Origin of the sequence: Planktothricoides sp. SR001, assembly GCF_001276715.1 — a bacterium.
In the GTDB taxonomy this organism is placed as follows: Bacteria; Cyanobacteriota; Cyanobacteriia; order Cyanobacteriales; family Laspinemataceae; genus Planktothricoides; species Planktothricoides raciborskii.
In genome coordinates, this window is record NZ_LIUQ01000006.1 from 174,635 (window position 1) to 196,555 (window position 21,921).

Consider the following 21,921-nt stretch of genomic DNA (forward strand, 5'->3'; position numbering starts at 1 on the left):
ATCTGATTTTTATATAATTTTCATTTATTTTAAAATTGGTGTACCAATCATGGCAATGGATCGCCATCAAATTGGATTGCATCCGCACGCAGATTAAAATATACTGAATTTAGAAGCAATAAGTATAACTTTTGCCAGAGAAAAATCAGGGGCATCGCAACTTAAGTTATCAAACTCCAACAATTTGGGACTAGGAGAGAAACCATGATCGAGGAAAGTAAAAGTGCCAGTGAATTGATCAAATTTTATACGAGCGGCCAGCGCAATTTTCGCAATGCCAATTTAAGTGGCTTGGAACTGAAACGAGCACAATTACCAGAAATCGACCTCCAGGGTGCCTATATGCGTTGGATAGATTTCCAAGGTGCGAACTTAAAATTGGCGAATCTTCCTTGGGCAGACTTGCAAAAAGCAAATTTGTCTGATGCAACCCTACAACGGGCAACGCTGAAAGAAGCTAATCTGCGAAAAGCAAATTTGCAATGGGCTGATTTACAAGAGGCACAACTTCAGGGGGCAAATTTGTTTCAATGTCGGTTAATGTGTGCCAACTTTCGGGGAGCTAGTCTGCGTTTGGCGAATTTAGAAGCGGCAGATTTGGACAAGGCTGAATTGTCCGGAGTGGACTTGCGGGTTGCCAATTTGATTCAAGCACAGTTACGCAATGCTGACCTTAAACAGGGAAAACTACAAGGAGCTAACCTGTCAAAAGCTAACTTGACTGGAGCCAATTTAGAAGGGGTGAATCTTCAAGGGGCTAATCTGCGGGGGGCTAATCTTTTTGGTGCGAATCTGCAAAATGCTAACCTACAACAGGCGAATCTGGAAGAGGCGGATTTGACGGAAGCCAAGCTGTTTGCGGCAAATCTTCAAGGGGCAAATCTGCAAAAAACCAGATTACCTTCTCTGGAAAATATGCAAGGGGCTTCTCTCAAGGGAGCACAATTGCTGGGGACTCTATTGCCCAAAGGAAAAGTATTAGATCCCGCAATTCTTGAGGATGGTTTTGTGTTGGATTCGGTTAAGGGGGTGAAAAGTTTGCCAAGTTTGCCACAAGCTCCAGAGATTGAATCACCAATTTTATTGTCTTTGCTGCCAGATAGACTACCAGATAGTCAAGCAGCGATTAGCCCCGATCTATCGACAGGGGTGACGGAACAAATGTTAGATCCGCTGTTAGATCCGCCTTTGATTTCCTTGAGGGAAGAAAGCAATGGCAAGATGGATTCTGGTTTTCCCTTGACGGTCAGTGAGTTGTCCGGGAAATCGGAAGCCCCGGTTGCAGAGGTTTCTGTGCCAAGTCCTGAGCCGAAATCTTTGGATCTACCGTTAAAGTCTGTCAGTAGGAGTCCGAGTAAAGCGCATCTGAGTCAAAAGGATCTGAATCGGAGTCATCATTATCGAACGAGAGGGAATGCTGAACCGGAAGAATTTTTGGAGTTGATTAAACAGCGAATGGGTGAGAATGGGTATTTTACCTCTGTGAGTTTGGCGATCGCCAAGCGAAGAGGCCCTTCTACACTTCGACAACAATTGCTAGAAGCTTATCAGGGACGTTGTTCGATGACTGATTGCGATGTCGAACCGATTTTAGAAGTGGCGTTTTTGCAACCTAATCAACCCACCCAAAGTAGCGATCCTTCTTATGGTTTACTGCTGCGGGCGGATGTTCATACTCTATTTGATCTGCATTTGATTGTAGTTGAGCCAGAAACTTTCCAGATTATGGTGGCGCCAAATTTACGAGATACGATCTATGGATCGCTTCATCAACAGCCACTACGTTTAACGACTATGGAAAAGTTTAAACCAAATCAAGAATTGCTCAAATTGCGATTACAGTGGTCGAGTTGGTTTGATGGCTGATCCAGACCCATAAGCGATCGCCCGCCCATGATTTCATATCATTAGCAATTCATCATTAGCAATTCATCATTAGCAATTCATCATTGGCAATTCATCATTAGCAATTCATCAGGAATAATTTATAGGCGATCCCCTCTTGATAACCTTCCAGAAGGGATCGCCTATAAATTATTCCTGATGATTACTGATGTTTTCATGTTTTACTTGAGAGATTTTGCCGCCACGGGAGTCGAATCTAGGTCTAGTCTTTAGGGAGATAGTCGTCTGAGATCCGGCTCGATTTCCTGGTGGTCATCCCACAAAAAAATCAATTACTAACAATCTTTTTTTTCTTACGGTTCCGCTTGAACCACTGAAGGGATCGAATAGGCACTTTGGGGCGAAATTTGCGCTCCTTGAAGTTGCACATACCGCATATCCGCATTCTCTAACTTGGCATTGGTCAAATCAGACCAATTCAAGTTGGCTCCCATGAGGTTGGCATTGGTTAAATCCGCATCCCGTAGGTTAACTCCAGCCATTTCCATACCAAACGGAGTACCCTCTCTGAGGCTGACTTCCCTCAAGCTGAAGATTGACTGAGATGCCAGACGAAGATTGGCTCCCACTAAATCGGCACTTTCTAGATTCGCCCCAACCAGATTCGCCGAGGTCAGGTTGGCATAATTCAAGCGAGTAATTACCAACCCGGCTAAAGTTAAATTCGCGGCAATTAAATTAGCCCGTTCCATGTTTGCACCATGCAGTTTAGCGGCAATCAGGCTGGCTCGGATTAATTTCGCGTCGGTCAAATTGGCTCGGATTAAATTCGCTTGATTCAGGTTTGCGCCTTCTAGGTTTGTGCCACTGAGATTGGCTTCTTCCAAGTTGGCGCCTTGTAAATCCACCCCGGCTAAATTTGCCCCGCTTAAATCACATCTGCTACATTGCTTGGTTTCTAGTAATTGTTGCAGATCTGCGGGATTTTCGGCTTTAGCCGGAGTCCCTACAGAGATTGTGCCGATTAGTACCGCGATCGCCCAGTTCCCAAACTTCATACTCACTCCCACTCTCAACTCCTAATATTATTACTTTAAAACATTTTTTGCATTACCGGAGGCGATCAATCTCTTCAGATCAAGATTCTGGTAATCTATCAATAGTTTTTTGTTGATGTTTCTGGACAATGTGATCTAGGTCAATTTCCTCTGTGCTGTTCATCACTGAGATAATTGACTTAATCTCTTGTTATGCTCTCATTGTATAAAAAACTGGGTTATTATTGTATAAATTTTTGCAACAAATTTTCTAGATTTCATCAAGGGTCAGATCGAGCGACCTGGTTAAGACCGGAACAATTCAGCGGCGGCCTGGATGATTGACCCCCGTGGTCAGGGGAATCAACCCAGTGCCAAGGTCTTTCCCGGTAATGGGCGATCGCCCATGGGCTAAAATCAGCCCACCGATTACCATTTGCTTGGATTTGAGAAAAAGGGAACAAAAAAACCCTCCATACCAATTGGGTTGGAGGGAAACTTGCTCGTGTTTGAGCCAAAATCTCTTCAATAATGATGTTACAGGCTAGAATTCATCAAAGACTCAAAAGTGTACTTTAAACCCTGAATATCACCAACTCGTGCCACCAAAAGGTTTTCAGCCCCAGCATCGTGTAACCGTTCAGTCCAATACTCAATACTTTCGCCGTTTTTCATCCAGAAATTAATCACCGTATCCAACACTTTATCTCTTTGCCAGTTTTTATACAATGAAACGCTTTCCACCGAGGAGAGGAAACTATCCAGGGTGCAGGTATAGCTACCTAAATATTCCAAATCGAGATGAGCAGTTTTTTCCTTAATTTTTTCCTGTTGTGTGAAAAAATCTAATAGAGGAGAAACTCCTAAAATGTCGAATGTATATGATGACATAGCGACCTCGCCAAGCTATTTATTATTTTTGATTTATATTTATGTGATAGCACTTTTTCACCCAGAGAGTGTGACAGAATTTACATCTTGGCCAAAGGTGAAGAAGTTGCTGGTACAGCCCGGTCGATATCCTTTGCCCGCTTTCACTCCAGCATATTTCCTTGACGATCCTTCTTTACCATTTGAGGCGATCAACTTGGTAAACTTCATAAAATTTAACAGTTTTTTTAGGCTCTTTGCCTTTGTTTAGGGTCAAAGGAGTAGGCGATCAAGTTACGCTGATGGCATCACCCCAACCCCTCAACCCCAACCCCTCAACCCCAAAGCCTCAACCCCAAAGCCTCAACCCTAAAGCCTCAACCCCAACCCCTCAACCCCAAAGCCTCAACCCCAAAGCCTTAAACCCAAAGCCTTAAACCCAACCCCTCAACCCCAAACTCATCGTGGTTACATATCTTGGTTACATATCGTGGTTACATATCGTGGTTACATAATGTGAGATGATAGAGTGACATTGTTGGCATCACCGAAATGCCAAACCTCTTGGAGCCAAATTTGTAGATACATTAGCTAATGGATTTGTTTATGGAAGCAGGCGTTCGTGTTCGTGTTCAAGAATCTGTGATTGTTTACCATCATCCTGAATCTCGGAATCAAGCCTTTGACCTCAAGGGTTTGGAAGGAGAAGTGGTGGCTTTGGTAAACGACTGGCAAGGCAAACCCATCAGCGCCAACTTGCCAGTACAAGTCCAATTTGACAAAAAGTTCAAAGCTCATTTTCGGGAAGAAGAACTCGAAATATTGTCATAATTAACGGACAGCCAAACACCAAATACCAAATAGGGGCGATTGAGTGAGTTCGCCCCCTGGCAATTTGCTGGCCCAGACTGTTGCTAAACTTTTCAGGATTTTTGCCGCATGAACCAACCGAATAAGTTCAAATCCCCCCGCATTTTCTGCAATTCTTGACGATGGAATTCGGCAGTATCCTCATACCATTGGCAATAGCTTTCAAACTCTTGTCTATATTTCACTTCCTGGTAAAATTGCTGAGTAACTTGGTAAGTTTCTAAAATTTCCAGTTCCGGTTGTATGTAAGGAATCAGTTGGGAAAAATTGTTAGGTAGCATAATTTTTTAACAAAGGTAGTTTGATTTTATTTTTAAAGCCAGGGATAGTTGAGATTTATCCATCAGGGCGGTCTATAGCAATATTTTCATTTTTTTCATTTTTTTCATTTTTTTCGTTTTCTTCATTTTCTTCATTTTACTCATTTTATTCATTTTATTCATTTTATTCATTTTATTCATTTTATTCATTTTACTTTTTCTTTTCTTTCTCTTCTTTCCTTTGTCGAATGGCGATCGCGGTCATTCCAGGCAATCGATCAATCAATTCTCCCGCCCCCGGTTCAAGAGAATGCTTTTGTTTTTTGCCAACAGATGGAACCGAGTATGTTATAATGGAAAGTTTCTCTAAAATAAAAAAAACACAGCATGACTCAGACTACTCGCAATGAAGCAGAAGTTCGCGCCCAAAAAGTGGAACAACTGCGATCGCAAGGGATAGAACCTTATCCTAGCCAATCTTACCAGCGCACTCACACCACAGAGCAAGTGCGCCAGCATTTCGCCCAACCGGGAAAAGAACTAGAAAATGGTCAAGCGGATCCGGAAGGCTTAAACATTCGCTTATCCGGTCGGATTACCTCTTTTCGCAGTAGTGGCAGCATTTGCTTTATTGACCTGACGGATATTAGTGGGAAACTTCAACTAAAAATCGAGAAAAAACTGGTTAAAGAAGATTCTGGTTTAAGCTTCAAACAGATTCAAAAACTATTAGATGAAGGGGACTTTATTGGGGCAGAAGGGATTGCTTGTCGGACGAATCGGGGTGAACTTTCTCTCCAGGTAGATAGCATCACATTGATCTCAAAAGCTACCATTCCTTTTCCTGATTTATATTATGGTGTTGGCGACCCAGAAATCTGCCGCCGCAATCGGGAAATGGATATGGCCGGAAATCCCCAATCTTTGCAACGGTATATGATGCGGAGTCGGATTATTCAGAGTATTAGAAATTATCTGAATCAGCAACAATTTTATGAAATTGAAACTCCAGTGTTGCAAGCAATTTATGGAGGGGCTGCGGCTAGACCGTTTATCACCCATCATAATGCTTTAGATGTGGATTTGTTTTTACGGATTGCTCCAGAATTATTCTTAAAACGGGCTATTTGTGGCGGTTTTGAGCGGGTTTATGAGTTAGGTCGGGTATTTAGAAACGAAGGGATTGATAGCACCCATAACCCAGAATTTACTTCCCTGGAAGTTTATCAGGCTTATGCGGATTATTTTGATATTATGGGGACGATTGAAGATGTGATTACCTATACGGTACAGCAAGTTTTGGGCGATCGCACCGCAGTGGAATATCAAGGTCAAACCATTAATCTCGATCGCCCATACGACTATAGTGCCAAATATCCCAATTTGACCGGCAAACATTGGCAAATTAAAACAATGGTGGAAGCGGTCAAAGACCAAACTGGTCTAGATTTTGATTGTTTAGAATTAGAGGATGCGATCGCCAAAGCGGAAAGCCTGGGAATCCACTTATCAGGACTAGAAAAACAGAGTTTAGGCTATGTTCTCTATGGGGTCTTTGATAAATTAGTGGAATCCACCTTAATTGAACCCACCTTTATCATTGATTTCCCCATTGAAATTAGCCCACTGGCGAAATCTCATCGCAGCAAACCGGGATTTGTGGAACGGTTTGAACTGTTTATTAATGGCACAGAATTTGCTAACGGCTTTTCTGAGTTGAATGACCCCCAAGAACAGCGCAAACGGTTTGAACAACAACGGCAACAAAGAGAAGCGGGGGATGATGAAGCGCATCCAATGGATGAAGATTTTATCCAAGCTTTATCATTAGGAATGCCCAATTGTGCGGGCTGGGGAATTGGTATTGACCGGGTGATTATGTTACTCACGAATACCCTGAGTATTCGCGATGCGATTATGTTCCCAACTATGCGACCGATTAAAGAAAGTAAAGAAAATCAATAGTAGATTAATTAGGGTGGGCAAAATCCCACCCTATCCGCTGTAACAGAATTAACGATTAACTGATTATACTGATTATGAAGAATCCAGCGTTGATTTTAGCTTCAACTTCTCCCGCTCGCTTAATGTTATTAAAACAAGCGGGATTTGAACCAATTGTTTGTCGGAGTAATTTTGATGAGTCACAAGTTCAGATTGATGAACCCAGTGAATTAGTTGAGACTTTAGCCCGCTGTAAGGCAGAAGTGGTCGCCCAAGAATTTACCCCGCACGATCCGAACCATTCCCCGATGTTAGTATTAGGATGTGATTCAGTGTTGGTATTAGATGGGGAAATTCATGGGAAACCAGAAACTCCCGAAGTGGCGATCGCTCGTTGGCAAAAAATGCGGAGTTCTGTGGGCGAACTTTACACAGGTCATGCACTGATAGATTTAACTAAAGGCAATACTTTAGTTCGTTGCCAAGTGACCAAAGTTTATTTTGCCCCCATGAGCGATCGACAAATTGTTTCTTATGTGGCAACGGGAGAACCCCTAAACTGTGCCGGTTGTTTTGCTATTGATGGTCAAGGGGGACTGTTTGTGGAAAAACTTGAGGGCTGTCATACTAACGTGATTGGGTTAAGTTTACCGTTGCTGCGGCAGATGATTACTGATTTAGGTTATGATGTGACTGACTTCTGGTTAAAAAAATAATTTAAATTGGAGCAGATTTTTTATGACCATAACTGCGCCGACTTTAACCCCGACTGTACCCGGAAGAGTAGTCCTCAATCAGATTAGCTGGCATACCTATGAACAACTGTTAGCGGAAATGGGAGATAATCGGACGATTCGCTTATGCTATGACCGAGGATTACTAGAAATTATGACGCCGCTGTTAGACCACGAAAACCCAAAAGAAATTTTAACGGCTTTGGTGGGGGTATTAGCCGAAGAGTTAAATATAGAAATAATGCGAGCGGGTTCGACAACTTTGAAGCGCCCAGATTTAGCAAAAGGGGCTGAACCGGATTCAAGTTTTTATATTCAAAATGAACGATTGGTTAAGGGAAAATCCCGAATTGATTTAACTACCGATCCGCCCCCGGATTTGGTAATTGAAATTTATGTTTCCAGTAGTTCTGTGGATCGAGAAGGGATTTATGCGGCAATGGGGGTGCCAGAAATTTGGCGCTGCGATCGCGGGGTGGTCAAGTTCTTACAGTTAGAAGCAGGAAAATATATCATGGTGGAGCGATCGCTTGCTTTTCCCCTGTTATCGGTGACAGAACTAACGAAATTTTTCAGCCAAAGCCAAACTTTAGGAGAAACAAATTTATTGCGTTCTTTTCGGGCTTGGGTGAGACAAGTTTTAGCGGAAAGCAACAGCGAAACCAGCAATTAGATGGCAATATCTATTACATATATTATATTACATAATATGACATAGTATTTGTAGGTTGGGTTGAGCGAAGCAAAACCCAACAGAGATGCCTAGGAAATAGATGCTGATGAAAGAGTGAAAAGTGGAGATTTCAATTTTTCCTCTCCTACGAACCTCTATTCTCTATTGTCTCTTCTCTATTCTCTCTCCTCCGTTGGGTTTCGTGCCTCAACCCAACCTACGGACTGACTTTTGGTTAAAAAAATAATTTAAATTGAAGCAGATTTTTTATGACCATAACTGCACCGACTTTAACTCCGACTGCGATCGGTAGAGTTGTCCTCCATCATATTAGCTGGCATACCTATGAACAACTGTTAGCGGAAATGGGAGATAATCGGACTGTTCGCTTATGCTATGACCGAGAATTATTAGAAATTATGACGCCGCTGTTAGACCACGAAAACCCAAAACGAATTTTAGAAAAATTTGTTGATGCTTTAGCAGAAGAAGGAAATATAGAAATTTTAAGTGTCGGTTCGACAACTTTGAAGCGCCCAGATTTAGCAAAAGGGGCTGAACCGGATTCAAGTTTTTATATTCAAAATGAACGATTGGTTAAGGGAAAATCCCGGATTGATTTAACTACCGATCCGCCCCCGGATTTGGTAATTGAAATTGATGTTTCCAGTAGTTCTGTGGATCGAGAAGGGATTTATGCGGCAATGGGGGTGCCAGAAATTTGGCGCTGCGATCGCGGGGTGGTCAAGTTCTTACAGTTAGAAGCGGGAAAATATATCATGGTGGAGCGATCGCTTGCTTTTCCCCTGTTATCGGTGACAGAACTAACGAAATTTTTCAGCCAAAGCCAAACTTTAGGAGAAACAACTTTATTGCGTTCTTTTCGGGCTTGGGTGAGACAAGTTTTAGCCGAAACCAGATGCGAAACCAACAGGTAAACCAGCGATAAATAGGTAAAACTTATGAATTTTTTGATACATTTTTTTCAATTAACTTAATAATTTCTGCTGGTTTAAATGGCTTAGTCAAATAAAATTTGACCCCCAACTTTTTCGCGGTTTTCACATAAATTTCCTTGGCCTGCGAAGTTAACATCCCTACAGGCAAATCTGACCATTGAGATGCCCGAATTTTCTGCAAAAATCCCAACCCATCCAGATGCGGCATTTCCAAATCGGAAATCACTAAATCAAATTCACCCTGGGCTTCTGCTACCTTAGCAAAACCCGCTGCACCATCACTCGCTTCTTCCACCAAAAAACCGGCTTGAGACAAAGTTTGTTGCAACAAACAACGCACGGTGCGCGAATCATCGACAATTAAAATTCGCCCTGATGGATGATGTGCGATCGCGCCGTTTTTTGGCTCTATTTGATCTAGATTTTTTGGGCTTATATTTTCTGGGCTTATATTTTCTGGGCTTATATTTTCTGGGCTTATATTTTCTGGGGTGATTTTTGACGAATTGTTATGGGACAAATTTTTGATTAAACTGACAAAATGATCCGGTGAAAGCACCGGAACAATCTGACGATTTCCTAGGACGGTACACCCGGCGACATAAGGCGGAACTGGAACCCGGTAATCTAAGGGCTTTAGAACTAATCGCCGTTCACCTAATAAAGCATCAACAACTAAAATAATGGGATTTTCTTTGACTTTAACCACCAATCCTAAACTCCCTAAACTACCTAAATTAGATGCTTCTGAGGAATTGGCCGATCGCTCACTGGGACAGCATGACCGAACAGGCAACAATTCATTTAAATGAAATACTGGAATAAATTGATTTTGCCACTGAATATTTGACTGATTTTCTGCCGCATTGTTGACCCGATTGCCTGTAACTTCGGCTAAACTATCGGCTAAACGGATCGTCTCCAAAACGTTAGCCGCAGGTATGGCAAAAGTTTGCCCTTGACAGCGAAAAATATGCATGGGTAAAATACTCAGGGTTAAAGGAATAGTTATAGTAAATTGGGTGCCGATTCCTAATGTGGTCTTTACCGCGAGCGAACCGCCTAATTTCGCCACTTCTTGCACCACAATATCTAATCCCACACCCCGACCGGAAATATCTGTCAACCGCTCCGCTGTGGAAAACCCAGGAGTAAACAAAAATTTCAAAATTTCATCCGCTGACCAGGTTTTTTGGTCTGGAGAAATCAGTCCTTTTTCCAAGGCTTTTTGGTAAATTTTTTCTGGATTAATGCCTCGACCATCATCGGCAATCGAAATCACCACATAAGTGCCGTTAGAGACCGCAGACAAATGAATAGTTGCCTGATTAGATTTGCCGTGGTTAGATCGTTCTCCGGGCAATTCAATGCCGTGGTCAAAGGCATTGCGTAATAAGTGAGTTAAGGGGGTTTGTAATTGTTCTACAATCCAGCGATCGATTAAAACATCTTGCCCAGAAACTACTAAATTAACAGATTTTTGGTACTGTTTTTTTAAGTCTTCAATTAACACAAAAAAGCGTTCGGTCATTTCCCGAAAAGGCACCATTCGCGCTGCGGTTAAATCCCGGTACAACTGTTCTAAGGATGAGCGCATATTTGCCAGGGTGTTCCGCAGGTTACGCGCCCCCAAAACCATGTCAATCCGATTTTGATCGAATCGCTGATTAATTTGAAAAACAGTTTTTAGCAAGTCGGTAGCTTCTGGGGATGATTTTAGATTATGTGCGGCGGTGCCATTTGCACTTTTGGGTAATAACTTTTGGCCGAGAATGGCATCTTTTAATTGTTGTTCGCATTGTTCTAGTTGTTCATAATTAATCAGCAGTTCGCCTACGGTATTGGTCATCCGGTCAATGCGGGATAAGGAAACTCGCAGATTAATATTTTCTGGCGATCGCGCCTTCTCTGGTTGACGAATCAAATACTTTAGAAATCGCTGGGGCACCGGGGAAGATAGTGGTGGCGGTTCTGGCAAATCAGAATCTAAATCAGAATCTAAATCAGAAAATTCTTCTGGAGATTGCCACTCGGTTTCCGCACTGACCGCAGAATTTTCCTCCTCGTCTGAGTTCAATGATTCGGTTTCCGAACCATAAAGGGTTTGATTTCTTTGCTGCCGAATTTGGGCGATCGCCTCTGTCACCTGTTGCAAAGAAATATCAGTATTTTGTGACGATTGTTCAAGCTGAGAACCGATTTCACTTAACCAATTCACCCCTAATGCGTCTCCGAGCAATGTGCATTCTTCAGCAAAAGTCGCGATCGCTTCTCTGGTAGCCTCTTTGGTAGCCTCTGTAGAAATACTGTCACTGGCTTGATTTTCCCTCAAGCTAGATTCAATTCTTTGCAAACAATCTTCTAAATCCACTTCCAGAGAAGTTTTAATAAAACTACTCACCTGGGGATGACGATCTAAAGGAGTTACATTCTCCAAATCCGCCAATTCCTCAGACTTAGCACAACCCTGAGAAGCTAAAAACTGATCGATCGCATCACACAGCAGATCGGCCATTTGTGGGGCAGTTTCATTGGGTAATTCTGGCTGATTTAGGGCTTCAAATAGTAACGCACTCACTCGATCCAGACTCATCAACAATAATTGATACGCGGAAGTGGTGCGATCGGCTCCACCAGATGTGACTTCAGATTTAACGGAAGTGCGATTGCTTGAAACTTGTTCATGCAAGCTAACCCGCTTTTCTTGGATAGCAATCAGTAAATCTTCTAACTTATGAGACAACTGAGAAAGGGCTGGCATTTCCGCTAAACTTGCGCCTCCTTTCAGGGAATGCGCCACCCGAATTAATTTTTGATATTGCTCATCCAGATTAATCGTCCCTTTGGGATTGCCTAACTGAGCAATCCCTTGCTCTAAAATCACCAAATAATCTGGCGCTTCTTCGTATAAAAAACAATTGCGCGATTCTTGGGCGATCGCCTCTAAATCGAGTGGTGCCAGCAAACCATTCATCCCCTTTACTATGCCTCAAGTGTCAATTAATCGGCTATCAGCTATTCGTCATTAGCTATTCGCCATCAGCTATTACCAGTAGGGGTGATTCGCTTTATCAACCCTACTGACTGCCGACTTTTCAGAAATTCCCTGCCCTTAAAGTTCCCGGATCCCTAAAAGCCGATCCCTAATCGCTAATCGCTGATAGCTGATAGCCTCTTTGATATTCTAAAGCAGAGAATAAACTATTCATATTTAAAATTGCCACAGTTGTGGAGTTTGTGGTCGCTGAAGTGGAGAAAATTTCCGTTAAACCGCTGAAATAAGCACCGAGTAAGGAGGTAAACTGACTAGGCAAGGGTCTGAACTTGGCGGGATTTAAGGAGACGATGCCGTGTAGTTCCGAGAAAACCCAGATTAATGGTTGCGAGTTAATTGGTTTCTGGGACTGGGAACGAGGCAATGCGATCGCCACCCCGGTTAATTGATTGGTTAATTGATTGGTTGATTGATTGGTTGATTGATTGGTTGATTTATTGGTTAATTGATTGGTTAATTGATTGGCTGATTTATTTTCTATCGGATAATTTTCATCGAGCAAAGGGGCAGAGGCTAAACCGAGTACATGAGTCAAGTATTCCCCTAAGTCAATCACCCAAACTAACTGTCCTTGGTAATCAATCACTCCCAAAATCCCATCGGTGACACCGGGAATGGGACAAATTTCATGGCAATTCAAGGCGATCGCTTCCACCACCCAATCCGCAGGCACTACCAAGCGCACAGAATTTTTTACCTGAAAGCCTAAGTAATCTTTCACTTTATCCGCATCTATCCCATTTACGCTGCCGATCTTCTCCAAGATATCAAAAAAATACCAAAATATATAAGGTATATCAGAAGTATATCAGCGATATATCAGAGATATATGAGCGATCGGCGTTTAGGTAAATGCGATCCAAATGCGAGCGTGTTCTCAGAATTCTCTGGAAAGCCATCGACGAGTCAAAAACCAGTCAAAACTGATATAGTCTAGGAAGATGAATGGTGAAAAATTAGGCCATTTGTAGCATCGCGTTTTCTTGAGCCAAAGATTTTTTTGGCTGGGTCACGGTTTGCGCTGATTGCAGATTTTTTTCAATGGTACTGAGCAGCATCAGGGGTGGGACAGGCTTAGTAATATAGTCATTTGCCCCCACCATTTGCGATCGCATCTTATCAATTAAACCATCCCGCCCAGTCAACATCACAATCGGCAGGGTATGGAATTGCTTAGACTGACGCAGCATCCGCGATAATTCATAGCCATTAATCTCTGGCATATTGATATCCATCAGCACCAAAGCTGGCTTATATCTCACCATTGTACTCAGAGCTTTTGCCGGTTCGGTAATACTCAGCACCCGATACCCACTGGCTTCTAAAACCATTTTCACATTGCGTTGCACGGTTTTACTATCATCAATGCAAGCAATAATTGGTTTTTCCTGGGTTTTGGGTGAGTAATAAGGCTGAATTTCTATAACTCCAGCCCGGACTAAGGGTTGTAATAAAGCCGCTAATCCTAAAGCATCCGCTTTTAAATATTTGGCGGCTTCATACAAAGAAGGATTTTGACTCAAAACTTGGCACAAAGCTTTGATAAAATCGATATCTCTGACTTTTTCCCACAACAGCTTGGGCAGTTCTTTGATATTTTTAATCATCACCCGTTGAAACGGTGAAGTAATTTCTGGTTGCAATTTTTGCCATTGACCGATCACCCCGCGCATGGGCCATACCAATTCTTTCAGGGAAACCGATAACAATATCGGATCTAACCCTACGGTTTTTTCAAATTGAACCACGCCTTTGGGCAAAGCCAGCAATTGAATTAACGCATCCTGGGTTAACCAGAATAGCAATTTTCTAACTTGTTGAACTGACAAATTACCGGATTTCCAGTAGTGGCAAATTTGCTGATAGTCGGACTTAAATTCCTTACCATTAAATTCTAATTCCGGGTAATACCATTGTAGGAAGTATTCCAAACGTTCTTTTTGCCCCATTGCACTGGTGGCAAAATGAATTTGTCCATTGCCTACATACACGCGCCAAAAAATTGACTCATCGTTTGGGTCGCTGATGGTTAATTTGCCAGTAATTTTTTTTGTGACAATATTTTGCAGAATTTGCCCTGGAGAGATTAAATTTTTTTGTGCTTGATTTGATTTCGCAGATTCTATCGCTTGAGTCTTAATTGAAGTAGCTTGTGTCATGGTTGCAATTTACCCCCGAATTGATTCTGAATGTAAGTTCAATAAATTATTTATCTTTTGTTTATAGAAAATTCTAATTTAGAGACTTTACTAGATTTTTATGTTGACATTTTTCTATTCACGATAGTAATCGTGAAATTGAAATTTCACATCAGTGGTAACCAGGATTTTTTTCTCCGTGTATTTACGGATATTACACTTAAGTAAATAGACGGACATATGAGTAAGCAAAAATACTCGTACACATCCGGGGGAAATAACGCCCAATTACCACCCGGTGAGGGTTGTTGATATTTTCTTTCCGATCGACCACAGACAAAAGATGTATGTAGGGGCGATTCGCCCCTACATCGCCACTACATCGCCCCTACATCGCCCCTACGGATATTTGTGATTTACTCAACAGAAAACCTCCGATTTAGAGGGATTCTAAGTGAGTGCTGACATTGACCGAGAGTTTTTTGCCCAGTTGCAAGAGACGACGGAATTGAGAAACCGTCCAGCAAATCGAGGTATTGTTGGCATCATCACCGCTGCGATCGCGATTTTGATCGCCGTTTTGATTCCCATAAGCGGCATAAAAGCATTGATCCCCGATGTCCCCATGCAGCCAGTAGAAGTACAATTCTTGGATTTGATCCGTAGCCAAATGCAGATTCAGTTGTTTGCCCACGGCAATCATTCGTTCTAAGCGTTCTAGCTGAGGTTCGGCGGTTTCCGGGTTGGCTTGATAAAGCAGGTGAGAGAGCGATCGCACAATCAGTTTTTCCAAAATTTGCTTAACTTCGGGAATATCCAAATGGCAGCGTAAATGTCCCGCTTCTGTGGCACAAGTTTCTAACTCCACCAACTGAGTCAAGCCCAAAAAACTATCTCCTGTAGCATTAAGAACATTTTCTGGATCGTCGCCGATTTCCGCTTCCAAGGCTTTTGCCGCCGCCAAACAGCGATTTCCTAAAGCAATTTCTGCCGCCACTTGTAATTCTTTCGGCACCGGCAACTCATCCCGGTGGAAAGCCATCACTACCCCATAATTATCCCGATATACTTGGGTATAAAGTTGATCCAAGCGCAACAAGGTTTCTTGACTCAGCAAGCGCATAATCCGATGCCGTTCTTCGGCAAATAAGTCACGCAAACTGAAAGACTTGCCATCAAAATACTGGTTCATCCCCAGAATCGCTTGGGCGGCGCTGCCTTGTTGTAAAATCCCCATCAGATGTTCTTTCATCTGGGTGTAAGCCCGACGACCGGAGAAGGGTTGAATGCAGCAGTGGAAATCCCAACCGCCCAAATGAAGCACCGCAAAGACTAATTCCAAATTTTCGCGGGTAATTCCTGAGGCAAGCTGCACTTGTCCCACCGCCAAAGTCAATGGCCCCATGCGCTGCAACTGATAATCCCGCTGATAAACCGTGTAGCAATAGATGCGCTGTTCGGTGGAATAGGTGGTAAATAGGCCGCTGATGGCATAGTGGGCGGCGACTTGTTCCAGGTTAATTTGCGAGGGAATCACTTGATGTTGATAAACTCCCGCCCCGTCTTGGAAGAAGTCAACGTTACTCTGTGCCTGGGAGAGGCGATCGATAAATTCTTTTTCCAGTTGAATTCCCGCCACATCACCCGCTAATTCGATCGCCCGGGCTGCATAACGCAAAATCTGCGTCCCTTCCGGTCGAGACAGTTCTTCAAAAAACCAACCACAACTGGTAAACATTAATAGGGCATGACGCTGCATTTCCAATAACCGCAGGGCGTCCACTTGTTCCGAGGGGGTGAGGCTGTGTTTTTGCTGCCGCAGGAAAAACTTCGCCACATTTTCTGGGGAGCGATCGCGGATCACCTGAATATACTCATCCCGGGCTTGCCAAGGATCGAGCAACAAGCGGCCACCCTCTTCTTGATAAATCGAAATCAGTTGATCCCGCAACCAGTTGAGGGCATTTCGCAGGGGACGGCGCCACAGTTGGTGCCATTCCCCACCCCCACCACAACCGCAGTTGTCTTGCCAACGGTCAACCCCATGAGAACAACTCCAAGCGGTGACGGGCTTTAGTTCCACTTCCCAAGTTGGTTGACAGATACTCAGGTAATGAGCAAAATTGGTCAAAGTCCAGCCGCGACGGGGAAATTCCGCAATAAAAGCGTAGGTCAGGCATTTTTCCGCATCCCGTTTATGGTGTCCGAAGGTTTCCCCGTCGGTGGCTACGGAAATCAGTTGACTGGGACGATGATCCCCGTGAATGGCTAATGATAAGCGTCCGGCTAAATGGTGGGAACTTTTCAGCACATCGTTAAAGCCCATGTCGCGAGAAATCGGGCCATCATAAAAGAAAATATCGATGTATTTGCGTTCGCTCTCTGCTTCTGAAACGGCTTCGGGCAACTTGTCACGACTGGGGAGAAAACATCGATAGGGACGAGTCGGGTCAATTTGACCGCCACCCACCGCATTCCATTCCGGTTTTGGCTGATCTTCCGTGGGCAATAGACGGCAACGTTCTGCTTGGGACGGGGCCAAGATAATAAATTTAATCCCTTCCTCGTGCAATACTTCCAAAGTAGGATAGTCTACCGCTGTTTCTGCCAACCACATCCCTTCCGGTTCTCGGCCAAACCGTTGGCGAAAGTCCGCTTTGCCCCAGCGAATTTGAGTATATTTGTCCCGTTTATTCGCTAACGGCATGATGATGTGATTGTAAACTTGGGCGATCGCATTTCCGTGACCATTCAGACGTTCTGCACTTTTGCGATCTGCTTCTAAAATCCGCTGATAAACTTGTGGATCGTACCGTTCCAACCAACTCATTAAAGTTGGGCCAATATTAAAACTGAGATACTCGTAATTATTAACAATATCGACCACTTCTCCGCGATCGTTATAGACGCGGGCAAAAGCATTAGGTCGATAACATTCGTGATTAATCCGCTCATTCCAATCGTGATAAGGTTCTGCACCGGGTTGCCGTTCAATCGCATCTAAATAAGGGTTTTCCCGTGGCGGTTGATAAAAATGCCCATGAACCGTAATGTAAATCCCATGAGCGGTTTGCAAGGGATTGGGGGCAGCTTCTACTTCATCTTCCATCGACTCTAAATCTTCTGCCCAGAGTTCAGGCAATTGAGATACAAACTGGTCTGTAGTTTGAGGATTTGGGGACATAATTAATCACCTTAATAAAATCATCTAACATGATCTACAGATTTCCCGAAAAAATGACCGGAAATCTTTGCCAATCTTTGCGTCAATTTACACTCATCAAATTCTGCGGTTTTCCCTAATCAAGTCTTATGGTTGGGTTATGGCCGATGACTACCTGAGCAATATAACTGATTTCTCAGAGTATTTTATCTAATTTAACTGATAAATTAACAGTTGAACATAAAACTTTAATCTTTTCAATTCTTTACAAAAATATGTGACAAAATATGTATATTTGATGACAGATTTTTTGACAATGCAGATCGGGCAAAATCTGGAATCTGAAAATAGCCAGTCGCGTCTCATGGGAAAATGCTTGATTTTTCTAGCAATTTACTGGATTTGGCGTAAATATAAAATGTTTGTTAACAAAATTGCGATCGCGAAGCGTGCCGGATGGCATATCGCTGGCTAACAATTCTTTTTGTCTGCCTTCAATAACAAACTTATGGCAAATTTTGCTACAAAAATTATTAAATTTTTATTAAGTTTTTTAAACAACATTTTCAGTAAAATTACTTAGAAAAAAATCAAACCGCCTCTATATCAAGAAATCCTGACTTAGGCATCGGCAAAAATATCGTAGATGCCAATATTCCCATGCGCCAACGAATCGGGTTTCTTTAAAATAAAGCGATGAGAAACCGGGTTTCTGTGGTGAGATACCAGAGTTAACCGTGGATGGCCAAAAAGAAACCCGGTTTCTTAAGATCAACCCGTAGCAACCTCAAGAAATACCTTAATGTCTACGAAAAACCTGATTTTTATTGTTTTGCTGCTGTTTGTCCCGGTTTCCATTGCCGCTCATTTCCTGGAATGGGGATCCGTGACTGTGTTTATTACCGCTTGTTTGGCGATCATTCCCCTGGCGGCTTGGATGGGAACCGCTACGGAGGAAATTGCGGTTTTGGTCGGCCCGACCATTGGCGGATTGCTGAATGCCACCTTTGGCAACGCCACAGAATTAATTATCGCCTTGGTTGCCCTGAATGCGGGACTGGTGGAAGTGGTGAAAGCCAGTTTGACCGGATCGATTATCGGCAACTTACTCCTGGTTATGGGTTTGTCTATGTTTCTGGGGGGGTTGCGATTCAAAGAACAAACCTTTCAGCCGGTGGTTGCCCGAAGTAATGCTTCGGCCATGAATCTGGCGGTGATTGCGATTCTGTTACCCACGGCGGTGAACTATACCTCCCAAGGAATTGAAGAAAGCACCATGCAAACCCTTTCTGGTTGGGTGGCGGTGGTCTTAATTTTGGTCTACGGATTAACTCTGCTGTTTTCCATGAAAACTCATGCCTATCTCTGTGATGTGGGGGAGGCGGAAAATGAGTCCTCTTCAGAGGGACATTCAGAAAAACCCAATGGTCTTTTGTGGACTGTGGTGCTGCTGGTTTGTACTCTTTTGGTGGCGATCGAATCAGAATTATTAGTGGATTCTCTGGAAGAAGCCACTGCCAGTTTAGGTCTGACCGCCCTATTTACCGGGGTGATTTTGGTGCCGATTATTGGCAACGCCGCCGAACACGCCACTGCTGTCACCGTGGCGATGAAAAATAAAATGGATTTGTCCGTGTCCGTGGCGGTGGGTTCCAGTTTGCAAATTGCTTTGTTTGTCGCCCCAGTGTTGGTGTTGGCTGGGTTGATTCTGGGACAACCAATGGATTTGAACTTTAACCCCTTTGAGTTAGTCGCCGTGGCCGTGGCAGTGTTGATTGCTAACTCTGTCAGTTCTGATGGGCGATCGGACTGGTTAGAAGGCACCCTGTTACTCGCCGCTTATACGGTTTTGGGATTAGCCTTTTTCTTCCATCCCGTGATGGAAGCAATGGGCTAATTGGGTGATAGAAACCAGGTTTCTTACAGGGGTTTTCTCCTGAATAGACCACAGCCGTCGGGGAATCAATTCCCCGTCTCATAGTTCAAGTCAGTTAAAACCGAAATCTTGCACTATTTGAAATCCGCCCAAAAACCGCCGGGGATTAAAATCCCCGTCTCACAGCGCAAGTCGGTTAAAACCGACTCTCTACAATTACCTGATTTGATTTCAGTCCGATTCATCGGACTTTAGCTATGAGGCGGGGATTTTAATCCCCGCCGGTTTGTGAGGCGGGGGATTTATGCTCCGGTTTCTTGGTTGAAATCAATTAGATGTGGATTCATCGGATTCATCGGATTCATCGGACTCATCGGATTCATCGGATTCATCGAATGCCTCTTTTGATTCCCCACCGGGCAATATGGCTCCTTGGACATTGGCATCTTTGAGGTTAATTCCTTGAAGCTGGGCATCTCGGAGATTTGCTATATATAAGTTTGCGGCTTCTAAGTCGGCATTGGCCAAATTCGCCCCTTTTAAAGTAGCGCTAATCAGCTTGGCTTGCTTGAGTGTGGCTCGTTGAAGGTTCGCATTCATTAGGTTGGCCCCAGTGAGGTTGGCATTTTCTAGCTTGGCATTGTCCAGAGTGGCATTCTTGAGATAAGCAGCTTCTAAGTTAGCCCCTTTTAGATTTGCTCCTGCGAGGTTGACTCCTTCTAAGTTAGCGCCTTCGGCTTGCTGATTGACGATTTCCCAGACCAACCGCCTGCGATCGCCTATTTGGCTATCCTCAGAAATTTGAGTGTCTTTCAAACAGTTCTTTACAAGTCTTGTTATATATAGGTTGTAAGCTGTTTGTTTCCCCGTTACCGCCACCTTCATAGCCACTTGGGGTATTATCGGAGTCAGATCCATTGTTCCCTAATAAATAATATATGATTCCTAAAATCACCCCTAAGCCTAGAAATCTGGATCGATACTTATCCGGTTTCGACTGACTCAAGTGGTTAAGGCACTGGTAGAGATGGGAAAAGTCACCGAGTATCTTCCGACGTACCATGCCCGTCACACTACCCAGAATCGTTGGTTAGAGTCTGGGATGTCGGAAGAAGCGATCGCCGCGTTGCTGGACACATCCCCGGCCATGATTCGTAAGCATTACCGAGATGACCGTCGTTATTACGAAAATTTAGCCCAAAATATCACCTTGCCAGAGTTAGGGAATTAAGTTTTTGCAGGGTACAAACACAAGCCGGAAAAATTTCAGGCACCTTATAGGGCAAAATAAGCGGGCAAAATTACAGAGTTGTAATGGCACTAGGTGGCTATGGCAAGTCCACTTAGTGCCATTTTGGGTTATTTTGGGTCACGTTGGGTCACGATTTTGATAAAAAAACCCGTTTTTTAGGGTTAATTAGGGCTATTTTGGGCTATTTGTGGCTATTTGTGGCTGTTAAGTGCCATATCAGGTCAGATCAGGTCACAAGCTTTAAAACCACGTCTTACACCGCCACACGGGGTGACAAACCTTACATCACCCCGTGGCTATACAAAGCTTGAAACCTTTGCAGCGTCTAAGTTTTAAGCTTAATGAAAATTTTGTCAAAAAGCTTGTGATGCTTGCCAGATAATGTTTTTGGCTCTCAGCATGACGCACGGAGTGACAGCAAAATTATAAAAACACTAGGGATGGGCAGAATGACACCTATTAAAACTAGGGATGGGCATAATGACATTTTTCCCACATCACACGAGGTAACGCGGCCCCGCTACACGGGCCGCCAGCGGCCCCGGTTCCCAACAAAAAACCTACCCGGTTAGGGGTAGGTAATTGGTCAGCGATCGAGCGTTGCGGTTATGCCGCGTCATTGTCTGGAGTCCATCGCAGTAAGTCACCGGGCTGACAATTTAGGTGCTTACAAATGATACTTAGTTTCTCTTCATCTAAATTAGACGGCATCCTATCGCAGTTTTTTAGTCTGGATGCCGTTGTACGCGAACACTGAAGCCAGTCAGCAAGTTGGTTGACTTGAATTTTGTGTCGTGCCATTAATTCGCGTAATCGCCACTGTATCAAGGTTTTTGAGGTTAGTGAAGTATTCATAATCAAGTGTATCAAATTTGCGTTTGTTTGTACATCATAGCAGATTCAGTGTTCAAATTATTTTAACATCTTCACTGATAATTTGTTGACATTTGTTTATTTATCTGATACATTTTTGAAATATAAAACAAAACCCGCGTCAGCGCTTAACTTTGGCGAGTCTCGCTGACACGGGTTATTCAAACACCTTACAAAAGGGGTTCTTTTATGAGAATAGCACAAAAACACGGGGGGCACGCGGTATGAAAAGACTGTATGTGACCCTCACGATCCGTCAGTTAAAGGCTAAGGTGTCCCGTCTAAGTCGGACTGCCTTCAAAGTCACTCGCAACTTTTTCCAGTCCAGACTAGGCATTGTCAAGCGCGATTGGTCACGGTTGACTAAGGCTG

18 protein-coding genes are annotated in these 21,921 nt (G+C 43.4%); 8 read left to right on the top strand and 10 right to left on the bottom strand.

Features of this window, described 5'->3' with window-relative positions; translation table 11 throughout:
- The first annotated feature begins 204 nt into the window (after positions 1–204).
- The gene (locus tag AM228_RS06020; RefSeq protein WP_054465184.1) at positions 205–1,866 is read left to right on the top strand and encodes a pentapeptide repeat-containing protein; all 1,662 of its coding nucleotides are present in this window, start codon (positions 205–207) and stop codon (positions 1,864–1,866) included.
- Positions 1,867–2,198: 332 nt separating this feature from the next.
- On the opposite strand, the gene AM228_RS06025 is transcribed toward AM228_RS06020, so the two are convergent.
- The 3 genes from AM228_RS06025 to AM228_RS31940 form a co-directional block, all read right to left on the bottom strand.
- A complete protein-coding gene (locus AM228_RS06025) occupies positions 2,199–2,903 on the bottom strand; it encodes a pentapeptide repeat-containing protein (protein WP_054465185.1) in 705 nt (234 codons plus the stop codon).
- A gap of 516 nt (positions 2,904–3,419) precedes the next feature.
- Positions 3,420–3,773: a hypothetical protein gene (locus tag AM228_RS06035; RefSeq protein WP_054465187.1), complete on the bottom strand. Its 354-nt coding sequence runs from the start codon at positions 3,771–3,773 to the stop codon at positions 3,420–3,422.
- A gap of 57 nt (positions 3,774–3,830) precedes the next feature.
- On the bottom strand, positions 3,831–3,983 hold the full coding sequence (locus AM228_RS31940; RefSeq protein ID WP_156331565.1) for a hypothetical protein: 153 nt from the start codon (positions 3,981–3,983) through the stop codon (positions 3,831–3,833).
- Positions 3,984–4,358: 375 nt separating this feature from the next.
- Here AM228_RS31940 and AM228_RS06045 point away from each other — a divergent pair, with 375 nt between their 5' ends.
- The gene (locus AM228_RS06045) at positions 4,359–4,583 is read left to right on the top strand and encodes a ferredoxin-thioredoxin reductase variable chain (protein WP_082348764.1); all 225 of its coding nucleotides are present in this window, start codon (positions 4,359–4,361) and stop codon (positions 4,581–4,583) included.
- Positions 4,584–4,675: 92 nt separating this feature from the next.
- Here AM228_RS06045 and AM228_RS06050 read toward each other — a convergent pair whose 3' ends face one another.
- Positions 4,676–4,903 (bottom strand): hypothetical protein, encoded by a 228-nt coding sequence (locus AM228_RS06050; protein ID WP_054465190.1) that lies wholly within the window; start codon positions 4,901–4,903, stop codon positions 4,676–4,678.
- 366 nt (positions 4,904–5,269) lie between these two features.
- Between AM228_RS06050 and lysS the strand changes: the two genes are divergently transcribed.
- The 4 genes from lysS to AM228_RS06070 all read left to right on the top strand — a co-directional run bounded on the left by lysS (position 5,270) and on the right by AM228_RS06070 (position 9,171).
- On the top strand, positions 5,270–6,847 hold the full coding sequence (lysS, locus tag AM228_RS06055) for a lysine--tRNA ligase (protein ID WP_054465191.1): 1,578 nt from the start codon (positions 5,270–5,272) through the stop codon (positions 6,845–6,847).
- A 74-nt stretch (positions 6,848–6,921) separates the two neighbouring features.
- The gene (locus tag AM228_RS06060; RefSeq protein WP_054465192.1) at positions 6,922–7,542 is read left to right on the top strand and encodes a nucleoside triphosphate pyrophosphatase; all 621 of its coding nucleotides are present in this window, start codon (positions 6,922–6,924) and stop codon (positions 7,540–7,542) included.
- 22 nt (positions 7,543–7,564) lie between these two features.
- Positions 7,565–8,233: a Uma2 family endonuclease gene (locus AM228_RS06065; protein ID WP_054465193.1), complete on the top strand. Its 669-nt coding sequence runs from the start codon at positions 7,565–7,567 to the stop codon at positions 8,231–8,233.
- Between the two features lie 269 nt (positions 8,234–8,502).
- Complete coding sequence (locus AM228_RS06070; protein ID WP_054465194.1) at positions 8,503–9,171, top strand: Uma2 family endonuclease; 669 nt, start codon at positions 8,503–8,505, stop codon at positions 9,169–9,171.
- 22 nt (positions 9,172–9,193) lie between these two features.
- Here AM228_RS06070 and AM228_RS06075 read toward each other — a convergent pair whose 3' ends face one another.
- The 4 genes from AM228_RS06075 to AM228_RS06090 all read right to left on the bottom strand — a co-directional run bounded on the left by AM228_RS06075 (position 9,194) and on the right by AM228_RS06090 (position 17,494).
- On the bottom strand, positions 9,194–12,157 hold the full coding sequence (locus tag AM228_RS06075; RefSeq protein ID WP_190878077.1) for a hybrid sensor histidine kinase/response regulator: 2,964 nt from the start codon (positions 12,155–12,157) through the stop codon (positions 9,194–9,196).
- Positions 12,158–12,335: 178 nt separating this feature from the next.
- Positions 12,336–12,968, bottom strand: a complete 633-nt coding sequence (locus tag AM228_RS36565) for a chemotaxis protein CheW (RefSeq protein WP_054465196.1) — start codon at positions 12,966–12,968, stop codon at positions 12,336–12,338.
- 235 nt (positions 12,969–13,203) lie between these two features.
- Positions 13,204–14,406, bottom strand: coding sequence for a response regulator (locus AM228_RS06085; protein WP_156331566.1), 1,203 nt, complete (start codon positions 14,404–14,406; stop codon positions 13,204–13,206).
- A 418-nt stretch (positions 14,407–14,824) separates the two neighbouring features.
- Entirely contained in the window at positions 14,825–17,494 is a 2,670-nt protein-coding gene (locus AM228_RS06090) for a DUF3536 domain-containing protein (protein ID WP_156331571.1), read from the bottom strand.
- Positions 17,495–18,350: 856 nt separating this feature from the next.
- Between AM228_RS06090 and cax the strand changes: the two genes are divergently transcribed.
- Positions 18,351–19,445 carry a calcium/proton exchanger gene (gene cax / locus AM228_RS06095; protein ID WP_054465198.1) on the top strand — a complete coding sequence of 365 codons (1,095 nt, stop codon included), beginning with the start codon at positions 18,351–18,353 and terminating at the stop codon, positions 19,443–19,445.
- Between the two features lie 306 nt (positions 19,446–19,751).
- On the opposite strand, the gene AM228_RS06100 is transcribed toward cax, so the two are convergent.
- A complete protein-coding gene (locus tag AM228_RS06100) occupies positions 19,752–20,240 on the bottom strand; it encodes a pentapeptide repeat-containing protein (RefSeq protein ID WP_190878079.1) in 489 nt (162 codons plus the stop codon).
- Positions 20,241–20,451: 211 nt separating this feature from the next.
- Between AM228_RS06100 and AM228_RS06105 the strand changes: the two genes are divergently transcribed.
- The gene (locus AM228_RS06105) at positions 20,452–20,655 is read left to right on the top strand and encodes a hypothetical protein (RefSeq protein WP_054465200.1); all 204 of its coding nucleotides are present in this window, start codon (positions 20,452–20,454) and stop codon (positions 20,653–20,655) included.
- 627 nt (positions 20,656–21,282) lie between these two features.
- Here AM228_RS06105 and AM228_RS36665 read toward each other — a convergent pair.
- Entirely contained in the window at positions 21,283–21,531 is a 249-nt protein-coding gene (locus AM228_RS36665) for a helix-turn-helix transcriptional regulator (protein WP_072160680.1), read from the bottom strand.
- Between the last annotated feature and the right edge of the window lie 390 nt (positions 21,532–21,921).

Coding starts and splice junctions, on each gene's coding strand:
- AM228_RS36665 (WP_072160680.1), bottom strand. CDS start 21,531: ATGAATACTTCACTAACCTCAAAAACCTTGATACAGTGGCGATTACGC.
- AM228_RS06070 (WP_054465194.1), top strand. CDS start 8,503: ATGACCATAACTGCACCGACTTTAACTCCGACTGCGATCGGTAGAGTT.
- AM228_RS06105 (WP_054465200.1), top strand. CDS start 20,452: ATGGGAAAAGTCACCGAGTATCTTCCGACGTACCATGCCCGTCACACT.
- AM228_RS06025 (WP_054465185.1), bottom strand. CDS start 2,903: ATGAAGTTTGGGAACTGGGCGATCGCGGTACTAATCGGCACAATCTCT.
- AM228_RS06085 (WP_156331566.1), bottom strand. CDS start 14,406: ATGACACAAGCTACTTCAATTAAGACTCAAGCGATAGAATCTGCGAAA.
- lysS (WP_054465191.1), top strand. CDS start 5,270: ATGACTCAGACTACTCGCAATGAAGCAGAAGTTCGCGCCCAAAAAGTG.
- AM228_RS06045 (WP_082348764.1), top strand. CDS start 4,359: ATGGAAGCAGGCGTTCGTGTTCGTGTTCAAGAATCTGTGATTGTTTAC.
- AM228_RS06090 (WP_156331571.1), bottom strand. CDS start 17,494: ATGGAAGATGAAGTAGAAGCTGCCCCCAATCCCTTGCAAACCGCTCAT.
- AM228_RS06065 (WP_054465193.1), top strand. CDS start 7,565: ATGACCATAACTGCGCCGACTTTAACCCCGACTGTACCCGGAAGAGTA.
- cax (WP_054465198.1), top strand. CDS start 18,351: ATGTCTACGAAAAACCTGATTTTTATTGTTTTGCTGCTGTTTGTCCCG.
- AM228_RS06035 (WP_054465187.1), bottom strand. CDS start 3,773: ATGTCATCATATACATTCGACATTTTAGGAGTTTCTCCTCTATTAGAT.
- AM228_RS06060 (WP_054465192.1), top strand. CDS start 6,922: ATGAAGAATCCAGCGTTGATTTTAGCTTCAACTTCTCCCGCTCGCTTA.
- AM228_RS06020 (WP_054465184.1), top strand. CDS start 205: ATGATCGAGGAAAGTAAAAGTGCCAGTGAATTGATCAAATTTTATACG.
- AM228_RS06050 (WP_054465190.1), bottom strand. CDS start 4,903: ATGCTACCTAACAATTTTTCCCAACTGATTCCTTACATACAACCGGAA.
- AM228_RS31940 (WP_156331565.1), bottom strand. CDS start 3,983: ATGAAGTTTACCAAGTTGATCGCCTCAAATGGTAAAGAAGGATCGTCA.